The following is a 25,543-nucleotide window of genomic DNA, read 5'->3' as shown; positions in this document are numbered from 1 at the left end:
CCTTTCGCCCCCTTCAGGTCTGTGCCGCAATGAAAGCCCAAGCCCGCCATATCCTGGTGAAAACCGCCGAAGAAGCCGAACAGCTCAAACAACGCATCGCCAAGGGCGAAGCGTTCGACGTGTTGGCAAAGAAATACTCCACCTGCCCCTCCGGCAAGCGCGGCGGCGACCTGGGTGAAGTGCGGCCCGGGCAAATGGTCGGCGCCATCGACGCGGTGATCTTCAAGAAACCACTGCGGGTGGTGCATGGGCCGATCAAGAGCAAGTTTGGCTATCACCTGGTGCAGGTGTTTTATAGGGATTGAAGCGATACCGAGCCCCTGTGGGAGCGAGCTTGCTCGCGAAGGCGTCAGGTCAGCTGCATCAATATTGACTGACACACCGCAATCGCGAGCAAGCTCGCTCCCACAGGGTTTTGGCTGGCCAGATCATCTCGGTATCAATGCCCCCGGCACCTGGATCACCCGGCTCGCCAACAAATGCCCGGCCTCGGCCGCCTCCGCCGGGCTGCCCCCCAGCAAGCGACTCGCCAGGTAGGCGGCGCTGAACGAGTCCCCCGCCGCTGTCGTATCCACCACGCGCTCTACCCGTTGGGCCGGCACGTCATAAGACCGGCCATCACAACGAATCAGGCACGCCTCGGCGCCGCGCTTGAGTACCACTTCCGGTGTCCCCAGTTGCTCATAGGCGATGAACACTGCGTCACTGTCGGCATGGCCAAACAGTGCTTGTTCGTCATCCACGGTCAGCAACGCCAGCTCCACATAGGGCAACACGCTGCGATAGGCCGCCCGGGCCGCCTCGACCGAGGCCCAGAGCCGTGGCCGGTAATTGTTGTCGAACACCACCTGCGCGCCCCGGCGCCGTGCCTCGATCAGGGTCTCGATGAGTTTGCGCCGGCCCTGCTCGCCAATCACCGCCAGGGTGATGCCGCTGAAATACAGCACGTCGTATCCGGGCAACGCTTCCAGGATCGGCACGGCGGCCGGCGTGGTGAAGCAATCCCGCACGGCAGCCTCGTTGCGCCAGTACAGGAAACGCCGCTCGCCCGCCGCATCGGTCTGGATGCAATACAGGCCCGGCAGACGACCGGGCAAACGCTGGACCCTTTCCAACCCGATGTTTTCCGAAGCCCAGCTCTGGCACATGGCATCGCTGAAAGAGTCGTCGCCCAGGGCGGTGACGTAATCCACCGAGCCTTTGTCGCCCAACGCACGGGACAGATACACCGCAGTGTTCAGCGTGTCGCCGCCGAAGCTTTGCTGCAGGCTGCCGTCGGCGCGGTGCTGCAGTTCGATCATGCATTCGCCGATCAGGGCGATGCGGGGTTTAGTGTTGCTCATGGATGTTCCTGATGGTTCGGTGGTGTATTGCGGACCGCTATCGCGAGCAAGCTCGCTCCCACAGGGATCGTGGGTGAATACTGGTTTTGTATTCACAACAAATCCAATGTGGGAGCGAGCCTGCTCGCGATAGCCGCGACTCGCTCTCAAGCCTTAGAAACAAGTCTCCATAAGCTCAACCACCCGCAACCCCTCATCCACCAGGCACCCCACCCGCCACTTGTCGAATGTCAGGCACGGGTGGGAGGTCCCGAACGCAATGATGTCCCCGACCCGCAGCTCGACCCCCGGCGCCACCGTCATGAATGCATGTTGGTCCATCACCGCCGTCACCTTGCAAGCGCTGACGTCGTCACCCGTCACCGAATCAGCCTCGGGTCTATAGCGCTTGAGCGGCACCGGCAGCCCGGCGTCGTAGGCTACGTCGCGCTTGCCCAGGGCTATCACCGCGAAGCCCGGCTCCGGCATCGACTGCACGTGGGCCCAGACTTCCAGGGCCGGACGCAAGCCTTCGTGCAAATCGCTGCGCCGCTCCAGTACGCAGCATTGGGCCTCCTTGTAGATGCCATGGTCGTGGGCCACGTAACTGCCGGGGCGCAGCACGCTGAGGAAACGTCCCTGGGCGTTGCGGGCTTCGAAAGATTCAGCGATCAAGTCGTACCAGGCCGACCCCGAGGCGGTGATGATGGGTTTGTCGATGGCAAACGCGCCGCTGTCCTGCAACTGCATGGCCAGCCCCACCAGGGAAGCGGCGAATGCGCGGATGCCGCTGACGGCATGATCACCGTGGATGACCCCTTCATAGCCTTCGATGCCGGTCAATGCCAGTGCCGGTTGCGCTCCGATGGCCTCGGCCAGGGCCAGCACCTCGGCTTCGGTACGGCAACCGCAACGACCGCCGACGACGCCGTATTCGATCATCACGTTCAGCCGCACGCCGCGAGAAGCGAAATAAGCGCCGAGCTGGGCGACGTTGTCCGGATGATCGACCATGCAATGGAATTCGAACGCCGGGTCGGCCAGCAGATCGGCGATCAATGCCATGTTGGGCTTGCCGACCAATTGATTGGCCATCAGCACGCGCCGTACGCCATGGGCGTAGGCGGCACGGGTCTGCACCGCCGTGGCCAAAGTCAGGCCCCAGGCGCCGGCTTCGATCTGGCGACGAAACAACGCCGGGGTCATGCTGGTCTTGCCGTGGGGCGCCAGCTGCGCACCGCTGTCACTGACAAATTTCTGCATCCATCGGATGTTGTGCTCCAGGGCCTCGCGATGCAGCACCAGCGCCGGCAGGCTCACGTCCCGCAGCAAATGAGCGCCGATGGGCGCGGCGCCCTTCTCGACGCCCGCGTTAGTAATGGCAGAAGACATGTTCGAACTCCTCACACAGCCAAGGCTGTCTATTCGTTGATGCGACGGGCCAGGTGGTTGGCGCTTTCGATCAGCACCCGGCGGTAGTCGGCGTAATTGTTCTTGGCGTCAGCCCTCGGGGCGACGATGCACAGGGTCGCGATGGCCACGCCGTTGGGGTCTTTGACCGGTGCGGCGAAGCAGTGGGTGAAGGTGTCGGCAACGCTATCGAAGGAGAAAAATCCATCGATGCCGGCCTGGCGGATCTCTCCTAGAAACCGCTCCAGCGGCAGGCGTTCGCCGTCCGGCAGGATGAAGTCATCGGGGTCGATCAGGTCGATGATCTGCTGGTCGCTCAGATGCGCCAGCAACAGGCGACCGGAGGCCGTCCAGGGGATCGGCGCGTTTTCACCGATGTCCGAAGAGATGCGAAAGTGCCGCTCGCCCTCCTTCATCAGCGCGACCGTGTATTTGCGCCCGTTGAGCAGACACATCTGCGCGGTTTCCCGGGTCTGCCGGACGATGTCCTGCAAGGCCTGGTCGGCTTCGCGGCTCAGGTCGAAATGCCGCAAATGCGCTTGGCCGAGAAAGTACAACTGGCGCCCCAGGTAGACATGGCCATCCTTGCCCACCGGCTCGAGGATGCGACGCTCCAGCAGCGACGCCACCAACTCATAGACCGTGGACTTGGGGCTGCCGATGCCGCTGGCGATGTCGTTCGGGCGCAACGGCTGGCCGATCTCCTTGAGGAAATCGAGGATATCGAACGCCCGATCCAATCCCCGGGCCCGGCGTTTGATGGTGTCTTCGGTCATGTCTTTGGTTCCTGAAATTTCACCCATAATCGCATGTATCTTTATTGTGGCGAGGGAGCTTGCTCCCGCTCGGCTGCGCAGCGGTCGTAAAGAATGGGCCTGCTGCGCAGGCCAGCGGGAGCAAGCTCCCTCGCCACAGAAGTGAATTCGCCAGAAGATCGTGGTCAGGCCTTTTTCTTGTAGGCCACACAGTCGATCTCGACTTTGCAATCGACCATCATGCTCGCCTGCACACACGCCCGCGCCGGGGCGTGTTCCGGGCTGAAATACTCACCGAACACCTTGTTGAAGCTCCAGAAATCCCGCGGGTCTTCCAGCCAGACACCGCAGCGAACCACATCTTCCAGGCCATAACCGGCCTCTTGGAGAATGGCGATCAGGTTCTTCATGGTCTGGTGGGTCTGCTCGACGATACCGCCAACGATGATTTCGCCGTTCACTGCCGGCACCTGGCCGGACACGTGCAGCCAGCCATCGGCCTCCACGGCACGGGCGAAGGGCCGTGGCTGGCCGCCGCCTGCGGTGCTGCCGGTGCCGTAACGGGTAATGCTCATGGATTTATCTCCTTGTTGAATGGAAGTTAAAAACGGGTGTTCTTGAGGAATTCCGCCAGGCGCGGCGATTGCGGTCGCTCGAACAATTGCTTCGGCGGCCCCTGCTCTTCGATGCGGCCCTGGTTCATGAAGACGATCTTGTCCGAGACTTCGAAGGCAAAGCGCATCTCGTGGGTCACCAGCAGCATGGTCATGCCGTCTTCGGCCAGACCCTTGATCACGTTCAATACTTCGCCGACCAGTTCCGGATCCAGGGCCGAGGTCACTTCGTCGAACAGCATCAGGCTCGGGTTCATCGCAATCGCCCGGGCAATCGCCACGCGCTGCTGCTGACCGCCGGACAACTGACCGGGGAAGTGATCGCGCCGTTCCAGCAGGCCGACCCGCTCCAGCCATTTTTCGGCCAGGGCCACGGCTTCGTCCTTGGGCAGTTTTTTCACCTTGAGCAGGCCCAGGGTGACGTTCTGCAACGCGGTCAGATGCGGGAACAGGTTGAATTGCTGGAAGGCCATGCCGGTCATGGCCCGGTGCCGGGCGATGACTTTCTCGGGGTGGCGCACACGCTTGCCGTCCACCTCGTCATAGCCGATGGACTCGCCGTCGAGCGTGATCCGGCCGCCTTGGAATTCTTCCAGCATGTTGACGCAACGCAGCAGCGTGGTCTTGCCCGAACCACTGGAGCCGATCAGCGTGACCACGTTGCCGCGCTGCATGCTCAGGTCAACGCCCTTGAGCACTTCCAGCGGGCCGTATTGTTTGCGCAGGCCACGAATGTCCAGCAGCGGTTGGGCGTTGGAGAGGGAAATATCAGTCATGGCAAGGCCACCCGCTTTTCAATGTGCCGCCCGAGCAACTCGATGGCGTAATTGATGATGAAAAAGAGAAAACCGGCGAACAGGTAGAACTCCAGGGTCATGAACGTCCGGGCGATGATCTGCTGGGTGCTGAGCAGCAACTCGGCCACACCGATCACTGACAGCAGGGTCGAGGCCTTGACGATCTCGGTGGAGGAATTGACCCAGGTCGGCAGGATCTGCCGCAACGCCTGGGGCAACAGCACGTAGCCCAGCGCCTGCTGGAATGTCAGGCCAATGGCCTGGCTCGCTTCCATCTGCCCACGAGGCAACGCCTGCAGGGCGCCGCGCACGATCTCGGCCACGTGAGAGCCGCAGAACAGCGTCAGGCCCAGCACACCGGCCTGGAACGCACCGATCTGCCAGCCCAGGGCCGGCGCCATGTAGAAGCAAGCCAGCACCAGCACGAACACCGGTGTACCGCGGATCAAGTCGACATAGAACCGAAACGGCGCGCGCATCCAGGCCCGCCCGTATGTCAGCGCCAACCCGGCGAAGAGACCGATCAATGTGCCCAACACAATCGCCAACGCCGAGCATTGCACGCTGGTCAGGAAGCCACTCCACAAAGTGTCCCGGGCGACCCACAACTCGTGCAACCAACTGGGGGATTCGTACATGGGAAACTCCTAACGGCGGATCGCCAGGCGCTGCTCGAAATAACGCAGCAGCATGGCAATGAGGTAACAGGCCGCGACATACAGGGCCGTGGTCACCAGCCAGGTCTCGATCACCCGGTAGCTCTCCACGTTGATCTTGCGGGCGTAATAGGTCAGCTCCGGCACGGCAATCGCCGCCGCCAGGGAGGTGTCCTTGAACAGCGAAATGAAGTTGTTCGACAGGGCCGGCAACACGTTGCGCAGCATTACCGGCACGGTGACGTAAGCCTTGACCTGCCACTCGCCCAGGCCGATCGCCAACCCTGCTTCGCGCTGGCCCTTATGAATACTCAACAGCCCGCCGCGAAACACTTCGGTCAGGTAGGCCCCGGCGTACAGCGAGAGCGTGATAACGAACGACGGCAGCTTGTCCAGGCGAATGCCCAGGCTCGGCAAGGCGAAGTAGATCAACAGGATCAGCACCAGGATCGGCGTGTTGCGGATCACGGTGACGTACACCGAGGCCAACACCCGCAACAAGCGATGCTTGCTGAGCAGCGCGAACGCCATCGCCAGGCCGATCACGCAGCCGATGGCGATCGACACCAGCGCGAGGGAAAGCCCCAGGCCAAGCCCCGCCAGCAAGGTGTCGAAATCGCGCCAGACGGCGGCAAAATTCAACTGATAATTCATGGTCGGCAGTACCTTCGACGGTGCGCCCGCGAGGGGCGCCCCGGGCTCACAGGGTCATTTGAATTCAACAGGGAAACCGATCGCCGGAGACGGCAACTCAACGCCGAACCACTGCTTGAACGACGCCGCATAGGTGGGGAATTCCACACCGGTCATGGCCTCGTGCAGGGTGGTGTTGACGAAGTTCAGCCAGTCCTGGTCGCCGCGCTTGACCGCGCAGGCGTAGGTTTGCGGGCTCCAGGCGTAGGCCGGGCTGCGGTAGCGACCGGGGTTCTGCACCATCAGGTACTTGACCGAGGATTGGTCGGTGGCGGCGGCATCGGCGCGGCCGGAGTTCACCGCCTGGTACATCAGGTCGACGCTGTCGTATTGGTCGACCTTGGCCTTGGGCAGCGCCTGGTGGACCAGTTCTTCGGCGTAGACGTTTTGCAGCACCGCCACGGTGACGTCGTCATCGGCGGCCTTGAGGTCCTCGATTTCCTTGTACTTGCTGTTGGCCGGCAACAGCAGGCCCACCCCTTCGCGGTAGTACGGCAAGGTGAACGCCACTTGTTGGGCGCGGCTGGCGGTGACGGTGATGAACTGGCAGCTCATGTCGACCTTGTCGGTCAGCAGGTTGGGAATCCGCGCATCGGATGATTGCACCACGAACTCGACTTTTTCCGGGTCATTGAACAGCCCCTTGGCGACCATCCGCGCGATGTCGATATCAAACCCCTGCAACTTGCCATCCGCTCCTTGGAAGTGCCACGGCGCATTGGTGCTGCCCGTGCCCACAATCAATTTCCCGCGTTGCAGCACGCTGTCCAGCTTGCTGTCGGCCGCCTGGGCGACACCCATGGCGGCCGTCGTGGCCGCGAAGAGAAAAACACACGCTTTGAACAAGGAAGGTCGGCGTTGCATGGCAAGCACTCCAGGGTGAGTTTATTCCGCTATACCGGAATTTGGTATGTAACAACGGAATAGACAGCAGAAAGTGTGCCACAGCCTTTCGATGCGGTGGAGTGAAAAATGGAACGTCAATGAAATCAGGAAGATAGAAATCCAGCGGATCGGGAGGCGCAACCATGACCCGCTCGCGGCTGCTACCGATGGCTACGGCCGCTGGGTAACAAGGCCCCATTACGAAGCCTATCGGGGGCGCAATACACCCATCGCACCGAAACGGGGCCGCCACCTGTCAACTCTGACAGTAGCGTCGCCGGAACGTGTTGCTTATGGTCCTGGGGCACGTCTGGACACAGGGAAGCCGCCATGAGCTCGCTCATCACTCACGTCAGCACTCAAAAGGACTACCGCACGGCGCTCAAGACCTGGCGCCCGGTGGTCTTTTATTTCGGCCATCCGCACTGCTACGCCTGCGGCATGGCCGACCCGCTGTTCTGCAAGGTTGCCGAGACCTTCGAGAATCGGGCCGTGATCTACAAACTGAGCACCGATCAATCGCCTCGGCACCCGGAAGTCACCGGCACGCCCACCGTGCTGTTCTATAAAGACGGAAAACTACGGCGCAAGCTCAAGGGCATCGGTGACCCGGCCTCATTCGTCCAGACCTTTACCGAGCTCGTCGGCCGGACCAGACCCAGGCGCTTGCCGACGCCACGGCGGCACGATTTGCGCTGGTTGCGCCAGCAACTCAAAACACTGTGCACCGCCCGCAGGGCCCCGGCACTTTTGCGGCTGCGGGCGACGCCTCGGTAGCGTCGGGCCTGCGAAGCGCCTTCGCTACGTTTTTGCAAAGTCAGCCCGGCATATTCAGCAGATTGTTCTTTGCCGAGCCAAACAACGGCACAACCCGCCAGGGCCGCTTTGGTAGTTTATCGGCATGCAACCACGACCTGCTGCCGGCAGTGTCATCACCGCTCTATGGGAGCCTGATGGATGACCAAACCCTCATATATTCCGCAAAATACCGGGCAGTTCTACATCGATGGTCATTGGCATTCGCCGACCCGGGGGACGACGCTGGCAGTCGTCAATCCGGCCACCGAAGAGGTGCTCGCCGAGGTTGCCCAAGGATCATCCGACGACGTTGACCGCGCCGTCGCGGCGGCAAAGGCGGCGATGCCCGGCTGGGCCGCGACCGCAGTGGCGGATCGCGCCCGAATCCTCGGCAAGATCCATGAACTGATGCTCGAACGCAAGGAAGCGCTGGCCCAGGTGCTGTGCCTGGAAATGGGCGCGGCAATCGGTTTCGCCCGATCCATGCAAGTGCCGCTGGCGGCCGAACACGTTCGTGTGGCGCGCGATGTGCTGTCCACTTATGCATTTCAGAAAATCGAGAGCGGCACCGCCATCGTGCGCGAACCCATCGGCGTCTGCGGTTTGATCACGCCGTGGAACTGGCCGCTCTATCAGATCACCGCCAAGGTCGCCCCGGCGATCGCCGCCGGTTGCACCGTGGTGCTCAAGCCCAGCGAACTGTCGCCTTTGAGCGCCCTGCTGTTCGCCGAACTGGTGCATGACGCCGGCCTGCCGGCAGGCGTGTTCAACCTGGTCAACGGCGGCGGTGCCGAGGTCGGCGCGGCCATGGCGGCGCACCCCGACATTGACATGATTTCCATCACCGGCTCCAATCGCGCCGGCGCCCTGGTGGCCCGAGCCGCCGCCCCCACGGTCAAGCGGGTCACCCAAGAGCTGGGCGGCAAGTCGCCAAACGTGTTTCTGCCCGACGCCGACTTCGCCAAGGCCGTGCCGCCCGGCGTGATGTCGGCGTTACGCAATGTCGGCCAGTCCTGCAGCGCGCCGACGCGGATGATCGTACCCAGGAACCGCCTGGCGGAAGTCGAGGCACTGGCGGCCGCCACGGCCAATGCCATCATCGTCGGTGACCCACGGTCGGAAGACACCGTGCTCGGCCCGATTGCCAACCAGGCCCAGTTCAAGCGCGTGCAGGCGATGATCGAAGCGGGCCTGGAGGAAGGGGCCAAGCTGATTTGCGGTGGGCCGGGACGCGTCGACGGTTTCACCAAAGGCTTCTACACCCGGCCAACCGTGTTCTCGCAAGTCGACAACGGCATGCGCATCGCCCAGGAAGAAATCTTCGGCCCGGTGCTGTGCATCATCCCGTACGACACGCTGGACGAAGCCGTCGCCATCGCCAACGACACCGTCTACGGGCTGGGCGCGCACGTTCAGGGCCGCGACCTTGACCAGGTACGCGCCGTGGCCAAGCGCATCCGTGCCGGGCAAGTGCTGCTGAACTATCCGACCTGGAACCCCATGGCCCCGTTCGGCGGTTACAAGCGCTCGGGCAACGGGCGCGAATATGGGGTCCATGGGTTCGAGGAGTATCTGGAGATCAAGGCGATTGTCGGATTTGGTTGATCGCTCTGATATCGCGGACATCAAATGAAACCGAAATGACCAGCGTTATCCTTGGATTGCCGCATTGCAGCCCGGAGAATGGCCGGCCTCATTTGGCAGGACACATCAATGCGGCAAATCAGCGTCAACGGAAAGCCACTCAGGGGCCTGCATCGCCGCCTTCGCTCAATCGAGCGCTGGGCGTCGAGTTTTGAGGGTAATTTCTATCCAAGGCAGGAAGGTTACCGATATTCGAACTGGAAAATCCCGGTCCACGAACTGCTCGTCGAAGGCGATCAAGCCCGAATCGAAGTCCAGGCGTTCTGCGTCCAGCAGTTGCTCGAGGCAGCGGCCCACATATCCCGGGCGGCAGACCGCTCCGAAGGTTATTACCGCGTCGCCTGCCTTCTGACATGGCCATGGCTCTTTGAAAGCGAAGTCACCATTTTCTATGACAAGGACTACTACCTGGGTTTCCTCAGCGACGCGAACGCGCTAGCGCCCCAACGGATCAGCGACAAGTTGGCGCTGCACGTTCCACCCAATTTCATTGAGCACGGGCGTAACGTAGTCGACCCAGAAAACAACATCACAGTCCAATGGTGGTGCATAGGCGAACCGGCCTGAGCGCCTCGCCCCCCTACTCTTCTGCCCGCCCCTTGCCCCCGCGATCATGCTGATACCGCCGCGCCAGCGGGAACGCCGGCAGCCAGGACTCGCGGCGCACGGTCCAGCATTCGTAGGTGGGCGTCAGTTGGTCGGGGGTATCGAGCGTGCCGAGGTGCACTTCGATCTCGTCGCCGCTGCGGGCGAACAGCGACGAGCCGCAATTGGGGCAGAAGAAGCGCCCGGCATAGTCCCGGGGCTCGCCCGTGACGGTGACGGCGTCCTCGGGGAACACCGCCGCCGCAAAAAACAGTGCACCGTGATGCTTGCGGCAATCCAGGCAGTGGCAAAGGCCGACCCGGTATGGACGGCCAGACGCTTCAAGACGAACGTTGCCGCACAGGCAACCGCCGGTGAATCGTTCCATCGCTGTTCTCCTCTGCGACCGAGAAAAATGTCATGACGCCTGCCGATCAAGGATAGGCGCATGCTGCGCCATCAGTTCCATCACCCAGTCAATGAACACCCGCAGCTTGGCACTGATGTGCCGGTTCGGCGGGTAGGCCACGTACATCGGCATCGACTCCAGGCGCCAATCTTCGAACAACGGGACCAACGTCCCCTGCGCCTGGTGAGTCCGCGACATATAGATGGGCAACCAGAGCACCCCCAGCCCCGCCAGGCCGGCGGCCAGGTAGGCGTTGCCATCGTCGATCGCCAGGGCGTAACGCCCCTTGATGCGCAGGTGCTCGTCCTGTCGGTGCATGGCATAGGGCAAGGCCTTGCCGGTGCGTGCCCACAGGAAACCGACGACGCGATGTTGGGAATCCTCCAGCTCACGCGGGTGGGCCGGGGTACCCAGACGCGCCAGGTAGCTTGGCGCGGCGAAGACCCCAAGGGCCAGGTCGCCGACGCGTCGGGCGATCAGCGATTGATCCTTCAGTTCGCCGCCGCGAACCACGCAATCGACGTTTTCGTCGATTATGTCAATGATGCGGTCGCTGACGCCCATGTCGATCTGGATGTCGGGGTAACGCTCGTAGAACTCCGGCAGCGCCGGTATCAGGATCAGCGCCGCCAGTGGGCTCGGCACATCGACACGCAGCCGCCCGCGCGGCAGGGCCTGGGCGCCGGACAAGCTGGTCTCGGCGTCATCCAGGTCCGCCAACAGGCGAATCGCATGCTCATAGAAGGCCGCGCCGTCCGCCGTGACGTTGACCTTGCGTGTCGTGCGGTTGAGCAACTTGACCCGCAGCCGCGCTTCGAGCTGTTGCACCAGCTGGGTCACGGTGGTCTTGCTCATGTGCAGCGTCTCGGCGGCCTTGGTGAAACTGCCCGACTCCACCACACGCACGAACGCCTGCATCGCATCGAAACGGTCCATTTCCTGCCTCGGATTGTTTGGTTTCTACAAACAGTGATCGCCAAGGTTGCTCGTTTATCGCCCGGACACAAGCCTCTAGAGTGACTTCATCGTTGAGTTCCGGCCGCTTTCGGCCATTGATGGAGAGATTCCCATGACCACCCGAGACGTTGTTTTCCCACCCGGCCGCCAGGCGCTTTACGAGCGCAACCGCTATTCGCCGGCGATTCGCTCCAATGGTTTGCTGTTCGTATCCGGACAGGTCGGCAGCCGCGAGGACGGCTCGCCCGAGCCCGTGCTGGAAGACCAGGTGCGCCGCGCCTTCACCAATCTTGCGGCCATACTCGCCGCCGCCGATTGCAGTTTTGACGACGTGATCGACGTCACGGTCTTCATGGTTGATCCCGAATCGATATTCGAACGGGTCTGGAGCGTGGTGCCCGAATTCTGGGGCCACGCGCCGCACCCAACGCTGACAGCGGTGGGTGTGACATGGCTGTATGGTTTCCAGTTCGAGATCAAGGTGATTGCCAGGTTGCCTGGACCCTCCCTGTAGCATCTGGCGTGTGGAGAGTCAGCGGTGAGTGTGTTGGCTGACCCTCCGCCATCGCGAGCAAGCTCGCTCCCACATTTGATGGGGTAACTTCAATTTTTCTGCCAGCACGGATCCCTGTGGGAGCGAGCTTGCTCCGGGCGGCGATCCGACGATGGCGGAGGGTCAGCTTGCATGGTTTTTACTGCCGACCGCAGGCTACCCCTTCACCGCCGCCTCGATCGCCGCGATGTCGATCTTGGTCATGTTCATCATGGCTTCGAAGGCGCGCTTGGCGGCGGCTTTGTCGGCGCTGGTGATCGCCTCGACCAGAACCCGGGGGCTGATCTGCCACGACACACCCCACTTGTCCTTGCACCAGCCGCAAGCGCTCGCCTGGCCGCCGTTGTCGATGATCGCGTTCCAGAGGCGATCCGTCTCGGCCTGGTCATCGGTTGCGACCTGGAAGGAGAAGGCTTCGTTGTGCTTGAACATCGCGCCGCCATTCAAGCCGATGCAGGGAATGCCGATCACCGTGAAATCCACCGTGATGACATCGCCCTGCTCGCCCGCCGGATAATCGCCCGGCGCATGGTGGATCGCGTTCACCGCGCTGTCGGGAAACGTGCTTGCGTAGAACTCAGCTGCGTCCTGCGCGGTGCCGTCGTACCAGAGGCAAATCCTGTTCTTGTTGTTCATTGGGATTCTCCGAAAGGGACTGGACCATGAAGTCTAGCAGCCCCTTCCAGAGATGAATGCCCAAGGCTCAGGCAAACAGATCGACGCCCAGTTGGAACGCCACCCACAACGCCAGGCCGGTCGCGAACACCAGCGCAATGTTCTCGAACAGGTTGTTGCGGTATTCCTTGCCCAGCAGCGATTTCTGGTTGGACATGATCAGCAGGCCCAGGGAGATCACTGGCAGGCCGACGATGTTCAGCGCGTTGACACCGATGGTCAGGGTCACGAAGTCCGGCATGCCCGGCAGCGACCAGATCAGCGGCGTGACGAGGATGAACAGCATGAACCACTTGTGCATCGGGTCGCGGTGGAACTCCTTGCCATAGCGCTCGCGACGCTCAGGACGCACGTGCTGGAAGGCATCGGTGATCAGCATCGGGAATGCCGTGGTCTTGCCGGAAATGCTGGCGAACAGCGTGGCGAACACACCGACGAAGAACACATACCAACCGATCGAGCCGAAGAACATTTCAAGGGCCTTGCCCAGGTCGCCCAGGGTTTTCACTTCGATGCCATTAGGCCGCAGGATCTCGGCGCCGACGATCCAGATCGCCAGGTTGATGACGATCCCGACAAACACCGCAAACAACAGGTCGTTGCGCTGGATGCGCTTGTGCTCAGGGCCAACCCAGCCTTTCTGACGCATGACATAAGGGTGGACGAAGTTGGCGATGGAACCCGCCACCGCGCCAATCACCGACACCGCCACCAGCAGCGCACCGTGCACGCCTTCATCGGGTGGAATGCTGAAGCCGATGGTGCCTTTGACGATTCCGGCGACATCCGGGCCGGACATGACCGCCAAGGCGAGGAACGCCAGGGTCATGATCGCCAGCAACACCTTCATCACGCCCTCGATCATCGAGTAGATATTGCGCCCGACGAGCATCCACACTGCCAACACCACCGCCACCGAACACAGCAGCGGGTAATCGGTCTTGAGCAGCATCGCCAAGGCCTCGCCGGCGCCCTTGATCATGTAGGCGTTCATCAGGTGCCCCATGAGCAGCGCATACACCAGCATGAACCAGGCGAAAAACGGATTGAGCTGGGCGTAACCCTGCAGGATGGTCATGCCCTGGTTATTGCACAGCTGGAAGCGGGCAATGATGTTGACGATCAGGTATCGGAGCAGCAAGGACACCGCCAGCACCCACATCATTGCGTAGCCGTAGTTCGCGCCGGCCACGGAAGATGTGATGAGATCGCCAGCGCCCAGCCATGACAGTACCGCGATGATACCTGGGCCAAGTAGCTTCAAGAGGCGTACGAAGCGGCTCTGCGCGGGGGCCACGGCCTGGCCTTCTGCGGAGGGAATGCTCGACATGGATGGAATCTCCGTTATTTTTTTTGTGAGGAACGGAAACAGTCGACCATATTTCGTACGACATCGTACAACCATAATTAAGCCGGAAGTATGTAAAAATGTTTCAACTCCCCGACATGGTTACACGCCGGGGAGATCGCCCATCGTCACGGCCCGCTGCCCCGCTCGCCATTGTTGATCATCCAGCGAATCATGCTCGCCAACGGCACCCGATAGTGCTGGGCTGCACACAGGCCCGGTTGCTGCGGGTCGTACCATTCGACGTAGCGGCTGAGCAGTATGTGCTGGCCGTCCTCGGCAAGCCGCAGTTCGAGCTCGCGGCAATGCAGCGAGCCTTGGTCAATGGTCTTCACCCGCCGATGCAGGACCAGCGCCTGGCTATTCATCGGCGCCACCGCGTTCCGGGCATTGCGGCTCGTCCTGGACGGCGCCCAGTTTGCCATCCGCGACGAAATCAGCACGTCGTTGCGCGATGGCGTCGCGCAGCGCCACGTAATAGTCCGGTCGCGCCTGCAACTGGTCGGTGAGCGGCAGCGCCTGCGCGCGTCCATCGACGACGCCGCCCACGGTCTTGATCGTACCCAGGGTCTGGACGGTATCGCTGTTGTCGCCGAAAGGGTCCACGACGAAGCTCACCACCTTGCCGGTCGCGTCCCTCAGGTTGGCAGTGCCCAGCAGCGGCAATTCCACGATCGGTCCGGGGGCGATATTCCAGACGCCAAACGTCTGGCCGAAATCCGATTCATGACGCGCGATGCCCATCTTGCCCGACACGTCGATCAGCCCGACGATGCCCACGGTGGTATTGATGACGAAGCGCCCAAGAGTCGTGACCGAACGCTGCCCATTGCCTTGCAGCAAATCGTTGATGAACACCTTGGGCTCACCGAAGTTGGCGACGAAGTTGTGTACGCCAGCCTGGAACATGTCCGGCAGTTTGCGATACCCACGGGCGACGGGGGCCAGGGCGTAATCGTCCACGGTACGGTTGAAGGCGAAGATGCCGCGGTTCACCGGTTCGGCCGGATCGTGCACCGCATAGGGAACACTTTCGCAACTGCCCGGGTTGGCGGTTGGCGTACTGCTGCAGCCGCTGGCGAGTACCGCCAGCGCGACGATGACGGTGGATCGGACAAACAGCGGCGCGGGTTTGAGGATCGACATGCGGGGCTATCTCGGGGAGGAATGGAGGGGTGCCTATGCCGGTTAAAAGCCAAACACCAAACCCGTGGCGAGGGAGCTTGCTCGCGCCTTAGTGCGAAGCGCTCACCGCTGTTTTGGGGCCGCTTCGCGACCCAGCGGGAGCAAGCTCCCTCGCCACGGGTTCTGGGTGGAACTGACTATTTGGAGAGACCGACATCGACCCCATCCTGCCGCCGTTTTCTTGCCCGCAGATTTCCGGAATATTGCCCGCCGGCAGTTTTGTTTCCGGATTGAAATAAATGACGCAGGCCCGGATTGACCCTAGTATTGCACCCCGTATTCATTGCCCGACGTGACCACCGTGAGCCACTTGTTACTGGTGGACGATGACCTCGAAGTCCTCGCCCTGCTGCGCAAATTCCTTGAGCAACATGGCTATAGCGTCGAAGTCGCCGCCGACGGCAACGCCCTGTGGCAAGCGGTGGAGCGCCGGCAGCCAGACCTGATCATCCTCGACGTGATGTTGCCGGGCGACAATGGGCTGGTGCTGTGCCAGCGCCTGCGCAACGAGCACCGGGTCGGGATCATCATGCTCACCGCCATGGGCGAATTGAGCGACCGTGTCGTCGGCCTGGAAATGGGCGCCGATGACTACCTCACCAAGCCCTTCGATGCCCGAGAATTGCTGGCCCGGGTGCGCGCCGTCCTGCGGCGCACCGGCGAAGCCAGGGGCAGCCCGGGCGACCTCGCCCGGCCGACCCTGGAGTTCGAGGGCTGGCAACTGGACGTCACCCGTCGCGAATTGCGCTCGCCCGACAAAGTCATGATTCCGCTGTCTACCGGGGAATTCGAATTACTGCTGGTCTTTGCCGAACATCCACGCCGGGTGCTCACCCGCCAGCAACTGCTCGACCTGGCCCGTGGCGAGACCTTCGATGCGTTTGACCGAAGCATCGATGTCCAGGTCAGCCGTTTGCGGCGCAAATTGGAAAGCGACGTCACCGGTCCGTCGATGATCCGCACCGTTCGCAACAGTGGCTACCTGTTCAGTCCCCACGTGGTGAAGCGATGACCACCGGGCCCACGAAGGTCCATCGACCACGGGACACCGTGGCACGCTGGATCGCGCTGACCACAATGGTGGCGATGCTGACGTTGCTGGCGCTCAACGAACTGTTCAGCCTGTTGGCCGGCGCCTGGGCGCGCCCTCCCCTGATGGAAACCGGCCTGATGGAAAAGGCCGCAGCGATTACCCGCATCATTGATTCGGTCAAGCCCGCACAACGACCCGACATTGCCGTGGCGGCCAGTGACGAGGCGTTCAGCGTCCAGTGGCTGCGGCGCTATGAAGATGCGCGGTTACCGGTGATCGACGACCCGGAGTTCAGCGAAGGCTCGGCATTCCTGCATCGGCAGTTGGGCAGGCCCGACGCACGGATCGACGCCTACGAACCAGGAGACTGGCCAGCCGATGACCCCGCCAGGCGCTACGCCGTAATCATCGAACTGTCCGATCGCTCCTGGGTAACCGTCTCTGTGACCTCGCGCAGCTGGGGCCTGGGAGAATGGGCCCGCAACCTGATCATCATCGCGCTGATCATGCTGTCGACACTGATCGTCGCCCTGATCGCCACGCGACACCTCGCCACACCGCTGGAGCGCTTTGCCGAGGGCGCCCGACGCTTTGGCGTGGACTTCCGGGCACCGCCGATCCCGGTCGTAGGTCCCTTCGAAATCCGCCAGGCGATCCTGGCGTTCAACGCCATGCAGGCCCAGCTCAAGCACTTCGTCCAGGACCGCACGCAGATGCTCGCCGCCATCTCCCACGACTTGCGAGCCCCCCTGACCCGCATGCGCCTGCGCGGCGAATTCATAGAGGACCCCGATCAGCAATCGAGGTTGTTCCGGGACGTCGACGAGATGCAGGCGATGGTCAACGCCGCCTTGGAATTCTTCCGCGACGAAGCGCGCCTGGAACACGCCACGGCGTTCGACCTGGCGGAACTGCTGCACACCGTCGTCGACGATTTCCGGGACGCTGGCACCGAAGTGTCCTTCGAAGGCGCCCAGCGGTTCGTGTATGTCGGCCGGCCCATCGGGATCAAGCGCGCGCTGAGCAACCTGATCGACAACGCGGCGAAATACGGCAGCGAACCGGGCGTGCGGTTGAAGTCCTTCGCCGACTGCGTCGAGATCCGCATCGTCGATCGCGGGCCGGGCATCGCGCTCCAATATCAGGAGCAAGTGTTCGCGCCGTTCTTTCGCATCGAAGGCTCGCGCAACAAGAACACCGGCGGCGTCGGGCTGGGCCTGTCGGCGGCACGGGCGACGGTACTGGAGCATGGCGGAACGCTGATGCTCAGGAACCGCAGGGACGGTGGTCTCGAGGTCAGGGTCTCGCTGCCGCTCAATTGACCTCGGCACGGCATTGCGGCGAACAATGTCCTAAACAACACGTGCCTTACTCGGTAGGATGTCCGGCCTTTTGACCTGGCCCTGTCGCGCGGAACCGCCCCGATGATCCTGATCGTTTACGCCCATCCCTACCCCGACCAATCGCGGGTCAACCAACAGATGCTCAAGCGCGCGTCCGACAACCCAGACGTGGTCATACGGTCTCTCTACGAGCTTTACCCAGACTTCAACATCGTCGTCGAGGCCGAACAGCGCGCTGCCGAGCAGGCTGACCTGATTGTCCTCCAGCACCCGATGTACTGGTACGGCATGCCGCCTCTCTTGAAATTGTGGATCGATAAAGTGTTCACCCATGGCTGGGCCTATGGCAAAGGCGCCACGGCCCTCAACGGTAAGCGCCTGTTGTGGGCCGTGAGCACGGGTGGCGAACGGGAGCATTTCCAGATCGGCGCGTACCCGGACTTTTCCGCGCTGGCCCAGCCGCTCCATGCCACGGCGCTCTACTGCCACATGCGCTGGCTCGAGCCGGTCGCCGTGCACGGCGCCTACGCCGCCGAGTCCGACACTCAACGGGCACAAATCGAACACTACGGCGCACGCCTGGCCGCTTGGAAGGAAGATTGAAATGCAGACGCACAGCCTGATCGAGATGCTCATCTACCTGGCCTCGGCGACACTGATCGTGCCGATTGCCGTGCGCTTCGGCCTGGGCCCGGTGCTGGGTTACCTGCTGGCCGGTTGCGTGATCGGCCCGTGGGGCCTCAAGCTCATCACCGATGTAAAAGCTATTTTGGAGTTCGCCGAAATCGGCGTCGTCCTGATGCTGTTCATCATTGGTCTAGAGCTCGATCCCAAGCGGCTATGGGCTTTGCGCAGGATGGTGTTCGGCGGCGGCGCCCTGCAGATGCTGGCCTGCGGCGGTGCAATCGCCGCGTTCTGCGCGGCCCTGGGGCTGAATTGGACGGCGGCGCTGCTGGTCGGCCTGACGTTGAGCCTGTCCTCAACCGCCATCGCCATGCAGGCGATGAGCGAACGCAACCTGACCGCCACGGCCGTCGGGCGCAGCAGCTTTGCGGTGCTGTTGTTCCAGGACATCGCGGCCATTCCCCTGGTCGCCATGATCCCGTTGTTGTCGGCCCACGGCCAAACCCCGTCAGGCATGGCCTTGGCGCTGTCGATCGTCAAAATTGTCGCCGCCATCAGCGTCGTCGTGTTGCTGGGGCGCTACGTGACGCGACCGCTGCTGCGCTTCGCCGCGCTCTCGGGCCTGCGGGAGATTTTCAGTGCGGTGGCGCTGTTCCTGGTGTTCGGTTTCGGCTTTCTTCTCGAAGAGGCCGGCCTGTCGATGGCCATGGGCGCGTTCCTCGCCGGCGTGCTGTTGGCAAGCTCCGAATACCGCCACGCCCTGGAAAGCGACATCGAGCCGTTCAAGGGCCTGCTGCTGGGGCTGTTCTTTATCGGCGTGGGCATGTCGATCGATTTCGGCACGCTGATCAACGCACCGCTGAAGGTCATCACCCTGACCCTGGGCTTCATCCTGATCAAACTGCTGGTGATCAAGACCGTCAGCCGCTTCCTGAACGTGCCCGCCGGCCAGCGCTCCTGGCAAGCGGTGCTGCTCGGCCAGGGCAGTGAATTCGCCTTCGTGGTGTTCGGCGCTGCGACGTTGGCCGGCATCCTCACCGACCAGTGGGGCAAAAGCCTGACGCTGGCGGTCGCCCTGTCCATGTGCCTGACGCCCTTGCTGATCCTGCTGCTGGACCGCGTGGAATCGGCCACCAAAAAGGACAACCAGCAATCCGATCTCGTCGACCAGCAGAATCCAAGGGTGATCATTGCCGGCTTCGGTCGTTTCGGGCAGATCGCCGGTCGCTTGCTGATGTCCTGCGGCGTTGAGGTGGTGGTTCTCGACCATGACCCCGACAACATCGAGACGCTGCGCAAGTTTGGCGTAAAAGTGTTCTACGGCGACGCCACGCGCCTCGATCTGCTCCACGCCGCCGGCGCGGCCCAGGCGATGGTGCTGATCAATGCGATAGACGATCAGCAGGACAACCTGACGCTGACCCGAATGGCCCAGGAACACTTCCCCGGATTGAAACTGATCGTGCGGGCGCGGGACATGGCGCACCTGATCACCCTGCGGCAGTTGGGCGTGGAAAGCGCCGAGCGGGAGACCTTTGAAAGCGCGCTGTCATTGGGTCGACGCGCGCTGGTGCAGATGGGTGTCGGCGCATACGAGGCACGCGAACGCGCCGACCAGTTCCGTCGTCTCAACCTGCAGATGCTCGAAGAAATCGTCGCCCAGCCGGAAGACGACCTCAAGTTCCGGCACGACGCCTACCGCCGCGCCAATGCACTGCTCACGGAAATGTTCAACGAGGACCGCGCGCACCCGGTCGACAGCTGGCCGGACCATCACCGAAACGAGAAGGAGCAGGCGCGCAGCTGACGCGCCCCAGCTTCACACCCGCCCGAACTGGCGCCGGTACTGCACCGGCGTCAGCCCTGTCAGCGTCTTGAACATCCGCTGCAGGTTGGAGCTGCTGCTGAAACCCAGCTCGGCGCCGATGCTGGCCAGGGGCAGCGACGTCAATGTCAGGCGTTCGCCCACCTGATTCAACTTGATGCACCGGGCATACGCGGCGACGGTCTGGCCGGTTGCGTCGCCAACCTTGCGCGCCAGCGTGCGCTCGGACATGGCAAGCCGACTCGCCAGCGCCTTGACCGTGATCTGCTCCGCCGGCATCTGCTCGATCAAGCCATGCAACCGGCGCAGCAATCCGTCGGGCTGCTGTATCAGCGCAATCCCCTGAAACGCCACGTGCGGGACGGCCGGGCGCGGCAACACCATCAGCCGGGTAATATCGCGCAGTGCATCGCTACTGACGTTACGTTCGATCAGGTGCTCGGCGATGGGCAGGTAACCGTTCACCCCCGACGCGGTGGCGGTTCGCGCGTTGAACACGCAGTTCTGTTCGCTCTGCCAGCGCACGTTGCCGTACTGCTCCTGCATCGACTGCGCCAACCACCAGGTGACTGTCGCGCCCTGCCCGTCCAATCGGCCACAGGCGGCCAGCAGACAGACCCCGGTGCAGTAGGCCCAGAGTTGCAAGCGCCGGGGGCGGTTCGACAGCGCTTTCAACAGCGGAGCCTGGCCGGCAAGCACACCCTTGACCTGTTCGGCCGATTCGGCCCAGAAACCAGGCACCATGAGCGCATCCAGGTCGGCCTCGCCCAACGACTTCTCAGCCTGAAGACCGATGCCATGGGCGCAGGTCACCGGGCCGGCTTGCAGCGCGACATAGGTCGCCTCGAACAGCACCCGACCACTGCGGCGGTTGGCCGCGTGCAGCAGATCGGCAAAGGCAAACAGGCCGGCAGGCATGCAACCGGGAAACAGCAACAAACCGACGCGGAGTTTTTTCGGCATGGCTCAAATTGAATCAAGGATGTCAGATCCGGCCATTATGCCTATCGCCCGGGATCGGCACCATGGAACGCTCGCCCAACAAGGAACGCTCCATGAAAATCCAACAGATCCGTAACGCCACGATCATCCTTGAGTTCGGCCCGTACCGCGTGCTCGTCGACCCCATGCTGGCCGGCAAAGGCGCCCTGCCGCCGCTTCGCCTGTTCGGCGCGACCCAGCGCAATCCGCTGGTGGAGCTGCCGGCGTCCACGGCAAGCGCTCTTGAAACCGTGACTCATTGTCTGATCACGCACTGCCAGAAAGGCCACTTCGATCATCTCGATCGGGCGGCGAAACACTGGCTGCGAGAACGCCAGATCCCGGTCATCTGCACGCCCCGCGACGCCGGGTACCTCGCCAGGCGAGGCTTGAACGTCCAACCGCTCGCCAACGATCACGAGCAACCCGGCGCGTTCCTGGGTGGCAGCATTCGGTCCGTCAAATGCACCCACGGACGGGGCCTGGTAGGCAAGCTGATGGAGCACGGCGTCGGCTACCTGATCGAGTTGCCCGGCGAGCCCAGCGTCTACCTCACCGGCGACACCGTGCTCACCCCCACTGTGTGCGATTTCGTATTGCGCCATCAGCCGCAGGTCAGCGTCGTACCGGCAGGCGGGGCACGTTTCGATATCGGCGACGACATCATCATGGGCATGGAAGAAACCCTGGAATTCACCCGTCTGTCTCGTGGGACCGTGATGGCCAATCACCTGGAAGCCATCAGCCATTGCCCGACGACACGAGAGGCACTGCGCGCTGCCGCCGAGCGGGCGGGGGTTGCGGAACGGCTGCTCATCCCGGACGACGGTCAGGCACTGGTCTTTTCGTCCCCCCAATGACCCGTCACGGTCATCGGCACGGCCTCTCGGGGCAACATCGGCAGGCGTTGGAAATCGACGGCCTTCACGTCCAAACGCCATTGTAGGTGCCGGCACAAATATTCAAACGTTGCCTGCATCAACGACAAGGTCAACGGCTCGCCAGGACAACGGTGGTAGGTGTACTCGCCGCCGCCCTGGCTGATGACCGATGTTTTCATCGGGCATTGGCCGAAACGTTCGGGCGAAAAACTGTCCGGCGCCTTCCAATGCGCCGCATCGCGGTTGCTGCCGAAAAGGTCCAGCAGCACCCGGGTGCCTTTGTCGAAACGATAGCCGCGCCATTCGAAGCTCTCGCGCACGAACGCGGCCACCATCGGAAAGAACGCATAGAAGCGCCGCGTTTCCTCGGCGAAGGCCCACGCCGCGCCTTCGTTGCGGGCGATGGAGGTGCGCCATCGCGGCTGTCGCTCCAGCTCGATCAGCCCGAACAACAGGAAGCGCCCCACCGCGACCACCGGGCGTAGAATGTTGAGCAATTCGACGGCCGCTACCCGTGGCGCCAACAATTGCCCTTGCTCATCGCGATGCTGGGCAAGCTTGTGCAGAGGGGACTCCGGCAACGCAGGGTGGGCGCCTCGCCTGCAGTTTTCGATCCAGCGCGCGGCCTCGGCTTCGCAGGCCTTGCGCCGCCACCACGCGGCTGGCATGCGCCAATCCAGGCGACCGCTGCCGTCGATCAACGAGGCCAACCGCCGGGTCAGCCGGTGCATTTGTTGGTCGCTCATCGTCGCAACGCCGGCCCATTCGCAGACCGACCGACACAACAGGGCCTCGATCCAAGGCAGGCATTCGAACGCCTCGCCCACTGGAAGTCTTGCCGTGGCCTCGCTCAAGCGAGCTTCATAAACCTGGGCCAAACGCTGGACGTTTTCCTTGTCCAGCAGTTCGAGGAACAATTGCTTGCGTCGCGCATGAGGGGCTCCGTCGAGCCCCTGGACCCCACCGGCCCCCAGCAGAATATTGCGCAGCGGCGCAGGCGTGGACGTGGGCGTTCGGACAAAGCGCCGCGCGTCGTAGAACAGCTCCGCCGCCTCCAGCCCGCTGAGGCAAAGCGTGCGCCGACCCAGCAGCCGGGTCTGGAAAACCGGGCTGCCATAGGCGGCGCACCGCTTGCGAATGAACGGGTAGCCCTCGCGTAAGAACGCCCATGTCGAATCAGCCCAGCGATGGCCGGGAATACCAGGGTCTGCCATGACGAAATCCTTGCCTGACGACGATAAATCTGGGACATCGTCCGGCCGGAGCCTGTTCGATTTTTCAGGCATCAGGCACACCGCCGCGCGGCGCCTGTCGCTACAGCATGGCGTCAAGCTCGGCCAGCATCTGCGCGGGAATTCGCAGCTCACTTGCCGAGAGGTTTTCCTGCAGGTGCGCCACGGATGACGTACCGGGAATCAGCAACATATTCGGCGCACGTTGCAGCAGCCAGGCCAACGCGACGCCCAGCGGTGAAGCGTCCAGGCGCGCGGCGACATCCGACAGGGTTTGCGATTGCAGCGGCGTAAACCCACCCAGTGGGAAGAACGGCACGTAGGCGATGCCTTGCTTGCCCAGCTCTACAATCAGTTGTTCGTCGACGCGATGGGTCAGGTTGTAGTGATTCTGCACGCAGACCACCTTTGCAATGCCCTGGGCCTGCTTGACCTGGGACGCGGTGACGTTGCTCAAGCCCAGATGGCGGATCAGGCCCTGATGCTGCAACTCGGCCAGCGTCGAGAACTGTTCCTCGATGTCGTCATCGGCTGGCGAATGCAAATTGCCCCAGGCGCGCAGGTTGACCACCTCCAACACATCCACGCCAAGGTTGCGCAGGTTGTCATGGACAGCGCGGGTCAGCTCGGCCGGGCTGTGGGCCGGGTTCCATGACGCATCCGTACCCCGGACGGCGCCAACCTTGGTCACGATGACCAGGTCGTCGGCGTAAGGATGCAGCGCTTCATGGATCAGCCGGTTGGTGACATGGGGCCCGTAGAAGTCAGCGGTGTCGATATGGTTGACGCCCGCCGCCACCGCTTCGCGCAGCACGGCGATGGCCGCCGCCGGATCCTTGGGTGGCCCGAAAACCTGGGGGCCCGCCAGTTGCATCGCGCCGTAGCCCATGCGCTTGACCGTACGATCGCCCAGTTGAAAAGTCCCTGCGGTGTCTGCCCTGCTCATCTCGTACCCCTTGGATTAAATATGCCTGGGCCGACTATAGGCGTTGACCACTCCGCTGATAATCAGGTGCAATCCGAACGGGCTGTACGGTGGAGAGAACAATGGCGACAGATATCCAGGACTTGCTGTCCTTCGTGGCGGTGGTGAACGCGGGCGGGTTTCGTGAAGGCGCGCGGATCAGCGGCAAATCCGCCTCCAGCCTCAGCGATGCCGTGCGACGCATCGAAAGCCGGCTCGGCGTGCGCCTGCTCAACCGCACCACCCGTAGCGTGGTGCCGACCGAGGCCGGCGCGCGCCTGATGGAACGCATCGTGCCGGCCTTGGGCGAGGTGGAATCCGCGCTGGACGTGGTCAACGATTTTCGTGATCGTCCCTCGGGCACCCTCAGGCTGAACGTACCGGTCAGCGCCGCCCGGCTGGTGCTGCCCGCGATCATCGCGCCGTTCCTCAAAAGCTACCCTGACATCCGCCTCGAAGTGGTCACCGAGGAAAGTTTCGTCGACATGCTCGCGGCCGGGTGTGACGCCGGCATTCGCTACGACGAACGCCTTGAGCAGGACATGATCGCCATTCCCATCGGCCCACGCTTGCAGCGCTTCGCCACCGCCGCCTCACCGGCATACCTCGACGCCCGTGGCCGACCCGAGCACCCGCGGGACCTGCTGCGGCACGCCTGCCTGGCCGGCAAGTTTCCCAGCGGGGCCCTACCGCTCTGGGAGTACGAACGGGACGGGGAAACCATCAGCGTCGAGCCGAACGGCCCGTTGATCGTGCGCATCGGCGGCGCCATGGACCTGGCGGTGCAGGCGGCGGTGGATGGGCTGGGCATCGTTCATTTGTTCGAGGACTGGCTGCGGCCACACCTGGACAGCGGCCTGCTCGAACCGGTACTCGAACCCTGGTGGCAGCATTTCACCGGGCCGTTCCTCTACTACCCCGGCCGCCGCTACCTACCCTCGCCGCTGCGGGCGTTCGTGGACTTTGTCAATCAGAACCGCGAATAATCCGCTTTGGGAGCGAGCCTGCTCGCGATGGCCGCAGTACATCCAACATCTCCACAAGCTGAACCACCGCTATCGCGAGCAGGGCTCGCTCCCACAAAAAGCCCTGCGCCGTGCCCGCATCCAACAAACAACACTGCCCTCCCTGTGGGAGCGAGCTTGCTCGCGATGGCGACAGTACATCCAACATCTCTGCAAGCTGAACAACCGCTATCGCGAGCAAGCTCGCTCCCACAAGAAGCCCTGCGCCGTGCCCGCATCCAACAAACAACACTGCCCTCCCTGTGGGAGCGAGCTTGCTCGCGATGGCGGCCGCACATCCAACATCTCCATAAGCTGAACCACCGCTATCGCGAGCAAGCGCGCGACCACAAAAGGTCCTGCGGTGTGG

28 protein-coding genes are annotated in these 25,543 nt (G+C 62.8%); 11 read left to right on the top strand and 17 right to left on the bottom strand.

The genetic code is table 11. The features are described 5' to 3' along the window. Window positions 1–29 precede the first annotated feature (29 nt). Window positions 30–305, top strand: a complete 276-nt coding sequence (locus tag ACLK1G_RS00140) for a peptidylprolyl isomerase (protein WP_019690952.1) — start codon at window positions 30–32, stop codon at window positions 303–305. Window positions 306–428: 123 nt separating this feature from the next. On the opposite strand, the gene ACLK1G_RS00135 is transcribed toward ACLK1G_RS00140, so the two are convergent. From ACLK1G_RS00135 to ACLK1G_RS00100, 8 genes are all read right to left on the bottom strand, one after another. Next, window positions 429–1,343, bottom strand: a complete 915-nt coding sequence (locus tag ACLK1G_RS00135) for a sugar kinase (RefSeq protein ID WP_420763547.1) — start codon at window positions 1,341–1,343, stop codon at window positions 429–431. A gap of 153 nt (window positions 1,344–1,496) precedes the next feature. Beyond that, complete coding sequence (locus tag ACLK1G_RS00130; RefSeq protein ID WP_420763546.1) at window positions 1,497–2,714, bottom strand: amino acid deaminase; 1,218 nt, start codon at window positions 2,712–2,714, stop codon at window positions 1,497–1,499. 29 nt (window positions 2,715–2,743) lie between these two features. Then, the gene (locus ACLK1G_RS00125; protein ID WP_420763545.1) at window positions 2,744–3,508 is read right to left on the bottom strand and encodes an IclR family transcriptional regulator; all 765 of its coding nucleotides are present in this window, start codon (window positions 3,506–3,508) and stop codon (window positions 2,744–2,746) included. Window positions 3,509–3,672: 164 nt separating this feature from the next. Further along, window positions 3,673–4,062 (bottom strand): RidA family protein, encoded by a 390-nt coding sequence (locus tag ACLK1G_RS00120; protein WP_264427496.1) that lies wholly within the window; start codon window positions 4,060–4,062, stop codon window positions 3,673–3,675. A 26-nt stretch (window positions 4,063–4,088) separates the two neighbouring features. Then, window positions 4,089–4,877 (bottom strand): amino acid ABC transporter ATP-binding protein, encoded by a 789-nt coding sequence (locus tag ACLK1G_RS00115; RefSeq protein WP_420763544.1) that lies wholly within the window; start codon window positions 4,875–4,877, stop codon window positions 4,089–4,091. Next, window positions 4,874–5,536 carry an amino acid ABC transporter permease gene (locus ACLK1G_RS00110; RefSeq protein WP_420763543.1) on the bottom strand — a complete coding sequence of 221 codons (663 nt, stop codon included), beginning with the start codon at window positions 5,534–5,536 and terminating at the stop codon, window positions 4,874–4,876. Before ACLK1G_RS00110 ends, ACLK1G_RS00115 begins: the two co-directional genes overlap by 4 nt. 9 nt (window positions 5,537–5,545) lie before the next feature. After that, a complete protein-coding gene (locus ACLK1G_RS00105) occupies window positions 5,546–6,208 on the bottom strand; it encodes an amino acid ABC transporter permease (protein ID WP_030141394.1) in 663 nt (220 codons plus the stop codon). A gap of 54 nt (window positions 6,209–6,262) precedes the next feature. Then, window positions 6,263–7,111 carry a transporter substrate-binding protein gene (locus ACLK1G_RS00100; protein ID WP_420763542.1) on the bottom strand — a complete coding sequence of 283 codons (849 nt, stop codon included), beginning with the start codon at window positions 7,109–7,111 and terminating at the stop codon, window positions 6,263–6,265. A 351-nt stretch (window positions 7,112–7,462) separates the two neighbouring features. Here ACLK1G_RS00100 and ACLK1G_RS00095 point away from each other — a divergent pair, with 351 nt between their 5' ends. The 3 genes from ACLK1G_RS00095 (at window position 7,463) to ACLK1G_RS00085 (ending at window position 10,141) form a co-directional block, all read left to right on the top strand. Then, a complete protein-coding gene (locus tag ACLK1G_RS00095; RefSeq protein WP_420763541.1) occupies window positions 7,463–7,909 on the top strand; it encodes a thioredoxin family protein in 447 nt (148 codons plus the stop codon). Between the two features lie 180 nt (window positions 7,910–8,089). Then, the gene (locus ACLK1G_RS00090; RefSeq protein ID WP_420763540.1) at window positions 8,090–9,535 is read left to right on the top strand and encodes an aldehyde dehydrogenase family protein; all 1,446 of its coding nucleotides are present in this window, start codon (window positions 8,090–8,092) and stop codon (window positions 9,533–9,535) included. A 108-nt stretch (window positions 9,536–9,643) separates the two neighbouring features. Continuing rightward, window positions 9,644–10,141, top strand: coding sequence for a DUF3916 domain-containing protein (locus ACLK1G_RS00085; RefSeq protein WP_420763539.1), 498 nt, complete (start codon window positions 9,644–9,646; stop codon window positions 10,139–10,141). Between the two features lie 13 nt (window positions 10,142–10,154). Here the strand turns inward: ACLK1G_RS00085 and ACLK1G_RS00080 are convergent, their stop codons facing one another. Continuing rightward, complete coding sequence (locus ACLK1G_RS00080) at window positions 10,155–10,547, bottom strand: GFA family protein (protein WP_420763538.1); 393 nt, start codon at window positions 10,545–10,547, stop codon at window positions 10,155–10,157. A gap of 30 nt (window positions 10,548–10,577) precedes the next feature. After that, window positions 10,578–11,504 (bottom strand): LysR family transcriptional regulator, encoded by a 927-nt coding sequence (locus ACLK1G_RS00075; protein WP_420763537.1) that lies wholly within the window; start codon window positions 11,502–11,504, stop codon window positions 10,578–10,580. Between the two features lie 133 nt (window positions 11,505–11,637). Between ACLK1G_RS00075 and ACLK1G_RS00070 the strand changes: the two genes are divergently transcribed. After that, complete coding sequence (locus tag ACLK1G_RS00070; protein ID WP_420763536.1) at window positions 11,638–12,039, top strand: RidA family protein; 402 nt, start codon at window positions 11,638–11,640, stop codon at window positions 12,037–12,039. 195 nt (window positions 12,040–12,234) lie between these two features. Here ACLK1G_RS00070 and ACLK1G_RS00065 read toward each other — a convergent pair whose 3' ends face one another. The 4 genes from ACLK1G_RS00065 to ACLK1G_RS00050 form a co-directional block, all read right to left on the bottom strand. Then, the gene (locus ACLK1G_RS00065) at window positions 12,235–12,714 is read right to left on the bottom strand and encodes a VOC family protein (RefSeq protein WP_420763535.1); all 480 of its coding nucleotides are present in this window, start codon (window positions 12,712–12,714) and stop codon (window positions 12,235–12,237) included. A gap of 67 nt (window positions 12,715–12,781) precedes the next feature. Beyond that, window positions 12,782–14,083, bottom strand: coding sequence for an Nramp family divalent metal transporter (locus tag ACLK1G_RS00060; protein ID WP_420763534.1), 1,302 nt, complete (start codon window positions 14,081–14,083; stop codon window positions 12,782–12,784). A 146-nt stretch (window positions 14,084–14,229) separates the two neighbouring features. Next, window positions 14,230–14,469: a hypothetical protein gene (locus ACLK1G_RS00055; RefSeq protein ID WP_420763533.1), complete on the bottom strand. Its 240-nt coding sequence runs from the start codon at window positions 14,467–14,469 to the stop codon at window positions 14,230–14,232. Continuing rightward, window positions 14,462–15,247, bottom strand: a complete 786-nt coding sequence (locus ACLK1G_RS00050; protein ID WP_420763532.1) for an MlaA family lipoprotein — start codon at window positions 15,245–15,247, stop codon at window positions 14,462–14,464. Before ACLK1G_RS00050 ends, ACLK1G_RS00055 begins: the two co-directional genes overlap by 8 nt. 340 nt (window positions 15,248–15,587) lie before the next feature. Here ACLK1G_RS00050 and ACLK1G_RS00045 point away from each other — a divergent pair, with 340 nt between their 5' ends. The 4 genes from ACLK1G_RS00045 to kefC all read left to right on the top strand — a co-directional run bounded on the left by ACLK1G_RS00045 (window position 15,588) and on the right by kefC (window position 20,093). Continuing rightward, complete coding sequence (locus ACLK1G_RS00045) at window positions 15,588–16,298, top strand: response regulator (protein ID WP_420763531.1); 711 nt, start codon at window positions 15,588–15,590, stop codon at window positions 16,296–16,298. Beyond that, the gene (locus tag ACLK1G_RS00040) at window positions 16,295–17,641 is read left to right on the top strand and encodes a sensor histidine kinase (RefSeq protein WP_420763530.1); all 1,347 of its coding nucleotides are present in this window, start codon (window positions 16,295–16,297) and stop codon (window positions 17,639–17,641) included. Before ACLK1G_RS00045 ends, ACLK1G_RS00040 begins: the two co-directional genes overlap by 4 nt. A 102-nt stretch (window positions 17,642–17,743) precedes the next feature. Further along, the gene (kefF, locus tag ACLK1G_RS00035; protein ID WP_420763529.1) at window positions 17,744–18,265 is read left to right on the top strand and encodes a glutathione-regulated potassium-efflux system oxidoreductase KefF; all 522 of its coding nucleotides are present in this window, start codon (window positions 17,744–17,746) and stop codon (window positions 18,263–18,265) included. A 1-nt stretch (window position 18,266) separates the two neighbouring features. After that, entirely contained in the window at window positions 18,267–20,093 is a 1,827-nt protein-coding gene (kefC, locus tag ACLK1G_RS00030) for a glutathione-regulated potassium-efflux system protein KefC (RefSeq protein WP_420763528.1), read from the top strand. 12 nt (window positions 20,094–20,105) lie between these two features. On the opposite strand, the gene ACLK1G_RS00025 is transcribed toward kefC, so the two are convergent. Next, window positions 20,106–21,074: a GlxA family transcriptional regulator gene (locus ACLK1G_RS00025; protein WP_420763527.1), complete on the bottom strand. Its 969-nt coding sequence runs from the start codon at window positions 21,072–21,074 to the stop codon at window positions 20,106–20,108. 92 nt (window positions 21,075–21,166) lie between these two features. Here ACLK1G_RS00025 and ACLK1G_RS00020 point away from each other — a divergent pair, with 92 nt between their 5' ends. Continuing rightward, complete coding sequence (locus tag ACLK1G_RS00020; protein WP_420763526.1) at window positions 21,167–21,952, top strand: MBL fold metallo-hydrolase; 786 nt, start codon at window positions 21,167–21,169, stop codon at window positions 21,950–21,952. On the opposite strand, the gene ACLK1G_RS00015 is transcribed toward ACLK1G_RS00020, so the two are convergent. Both ACLK1G_RS00015 and ACLK1G_RS00010 read right to left on the bottom strand, forming a co-directional pair. After that, complete coding sequence (locus ACLK1G_RS00015) at window positions 21,922–23,187, bottom strand: cytochrome P450 (RefSeq protein WP_420763525.1); 1,266 nt, start codon at window positions 23,185–23,187, stop codon at window positions 21,922–21,924. The genes ACLK1G_RS00020 and ACLK1G_RS00015 overlap by 31 nt on opposite strands. 100 nt (window positions 23,188–23,287) lie before the next feature. Then, a complete protein-coding gene (locus tag ACLK1G_RS00010; protein ID WP_420763524.1) occupies window positions 23,288–24,151 on the bottom strand; it encodes an aldo/keto reductase family oxidoreductase in 864 nt (287 codons plus the stop codon). A 101-nt stretch (window positions 24,152–24,252) separates the two neighbouring features. On the opposite strand from ACLK1G_RS00010, the gene ACLK1G_RS00005 reads away from it, so the two are divergent. After that, window positions 24,253–25,155, top strand: a complete 903-nt coding sequence (locus ACLK1G_RS00005; protein WP_420763523.1) for a LysR family transcriptional regulator — start codon at window positions 24,253–24,255, stop codon at window positions 25,153–25,155. Window positions 25,156–25,543: the final 388 nt, after the last annotated feature.

It is taken from the genome of Pseudomonas algeriensis (genome assembly GCF_048847255.1).
Classification (GTDB): Bacteria; Pseudomonadota; Gammaproteobacteria; order Pseudomonadales; family Pseudomonadaceae; genus Aquipseudomonas.
The sequence above is the reverse complement of the archived record's forward strand: the minus strand, read 5'-3'. Positions and strand labels throughout refer to the sequence as shown.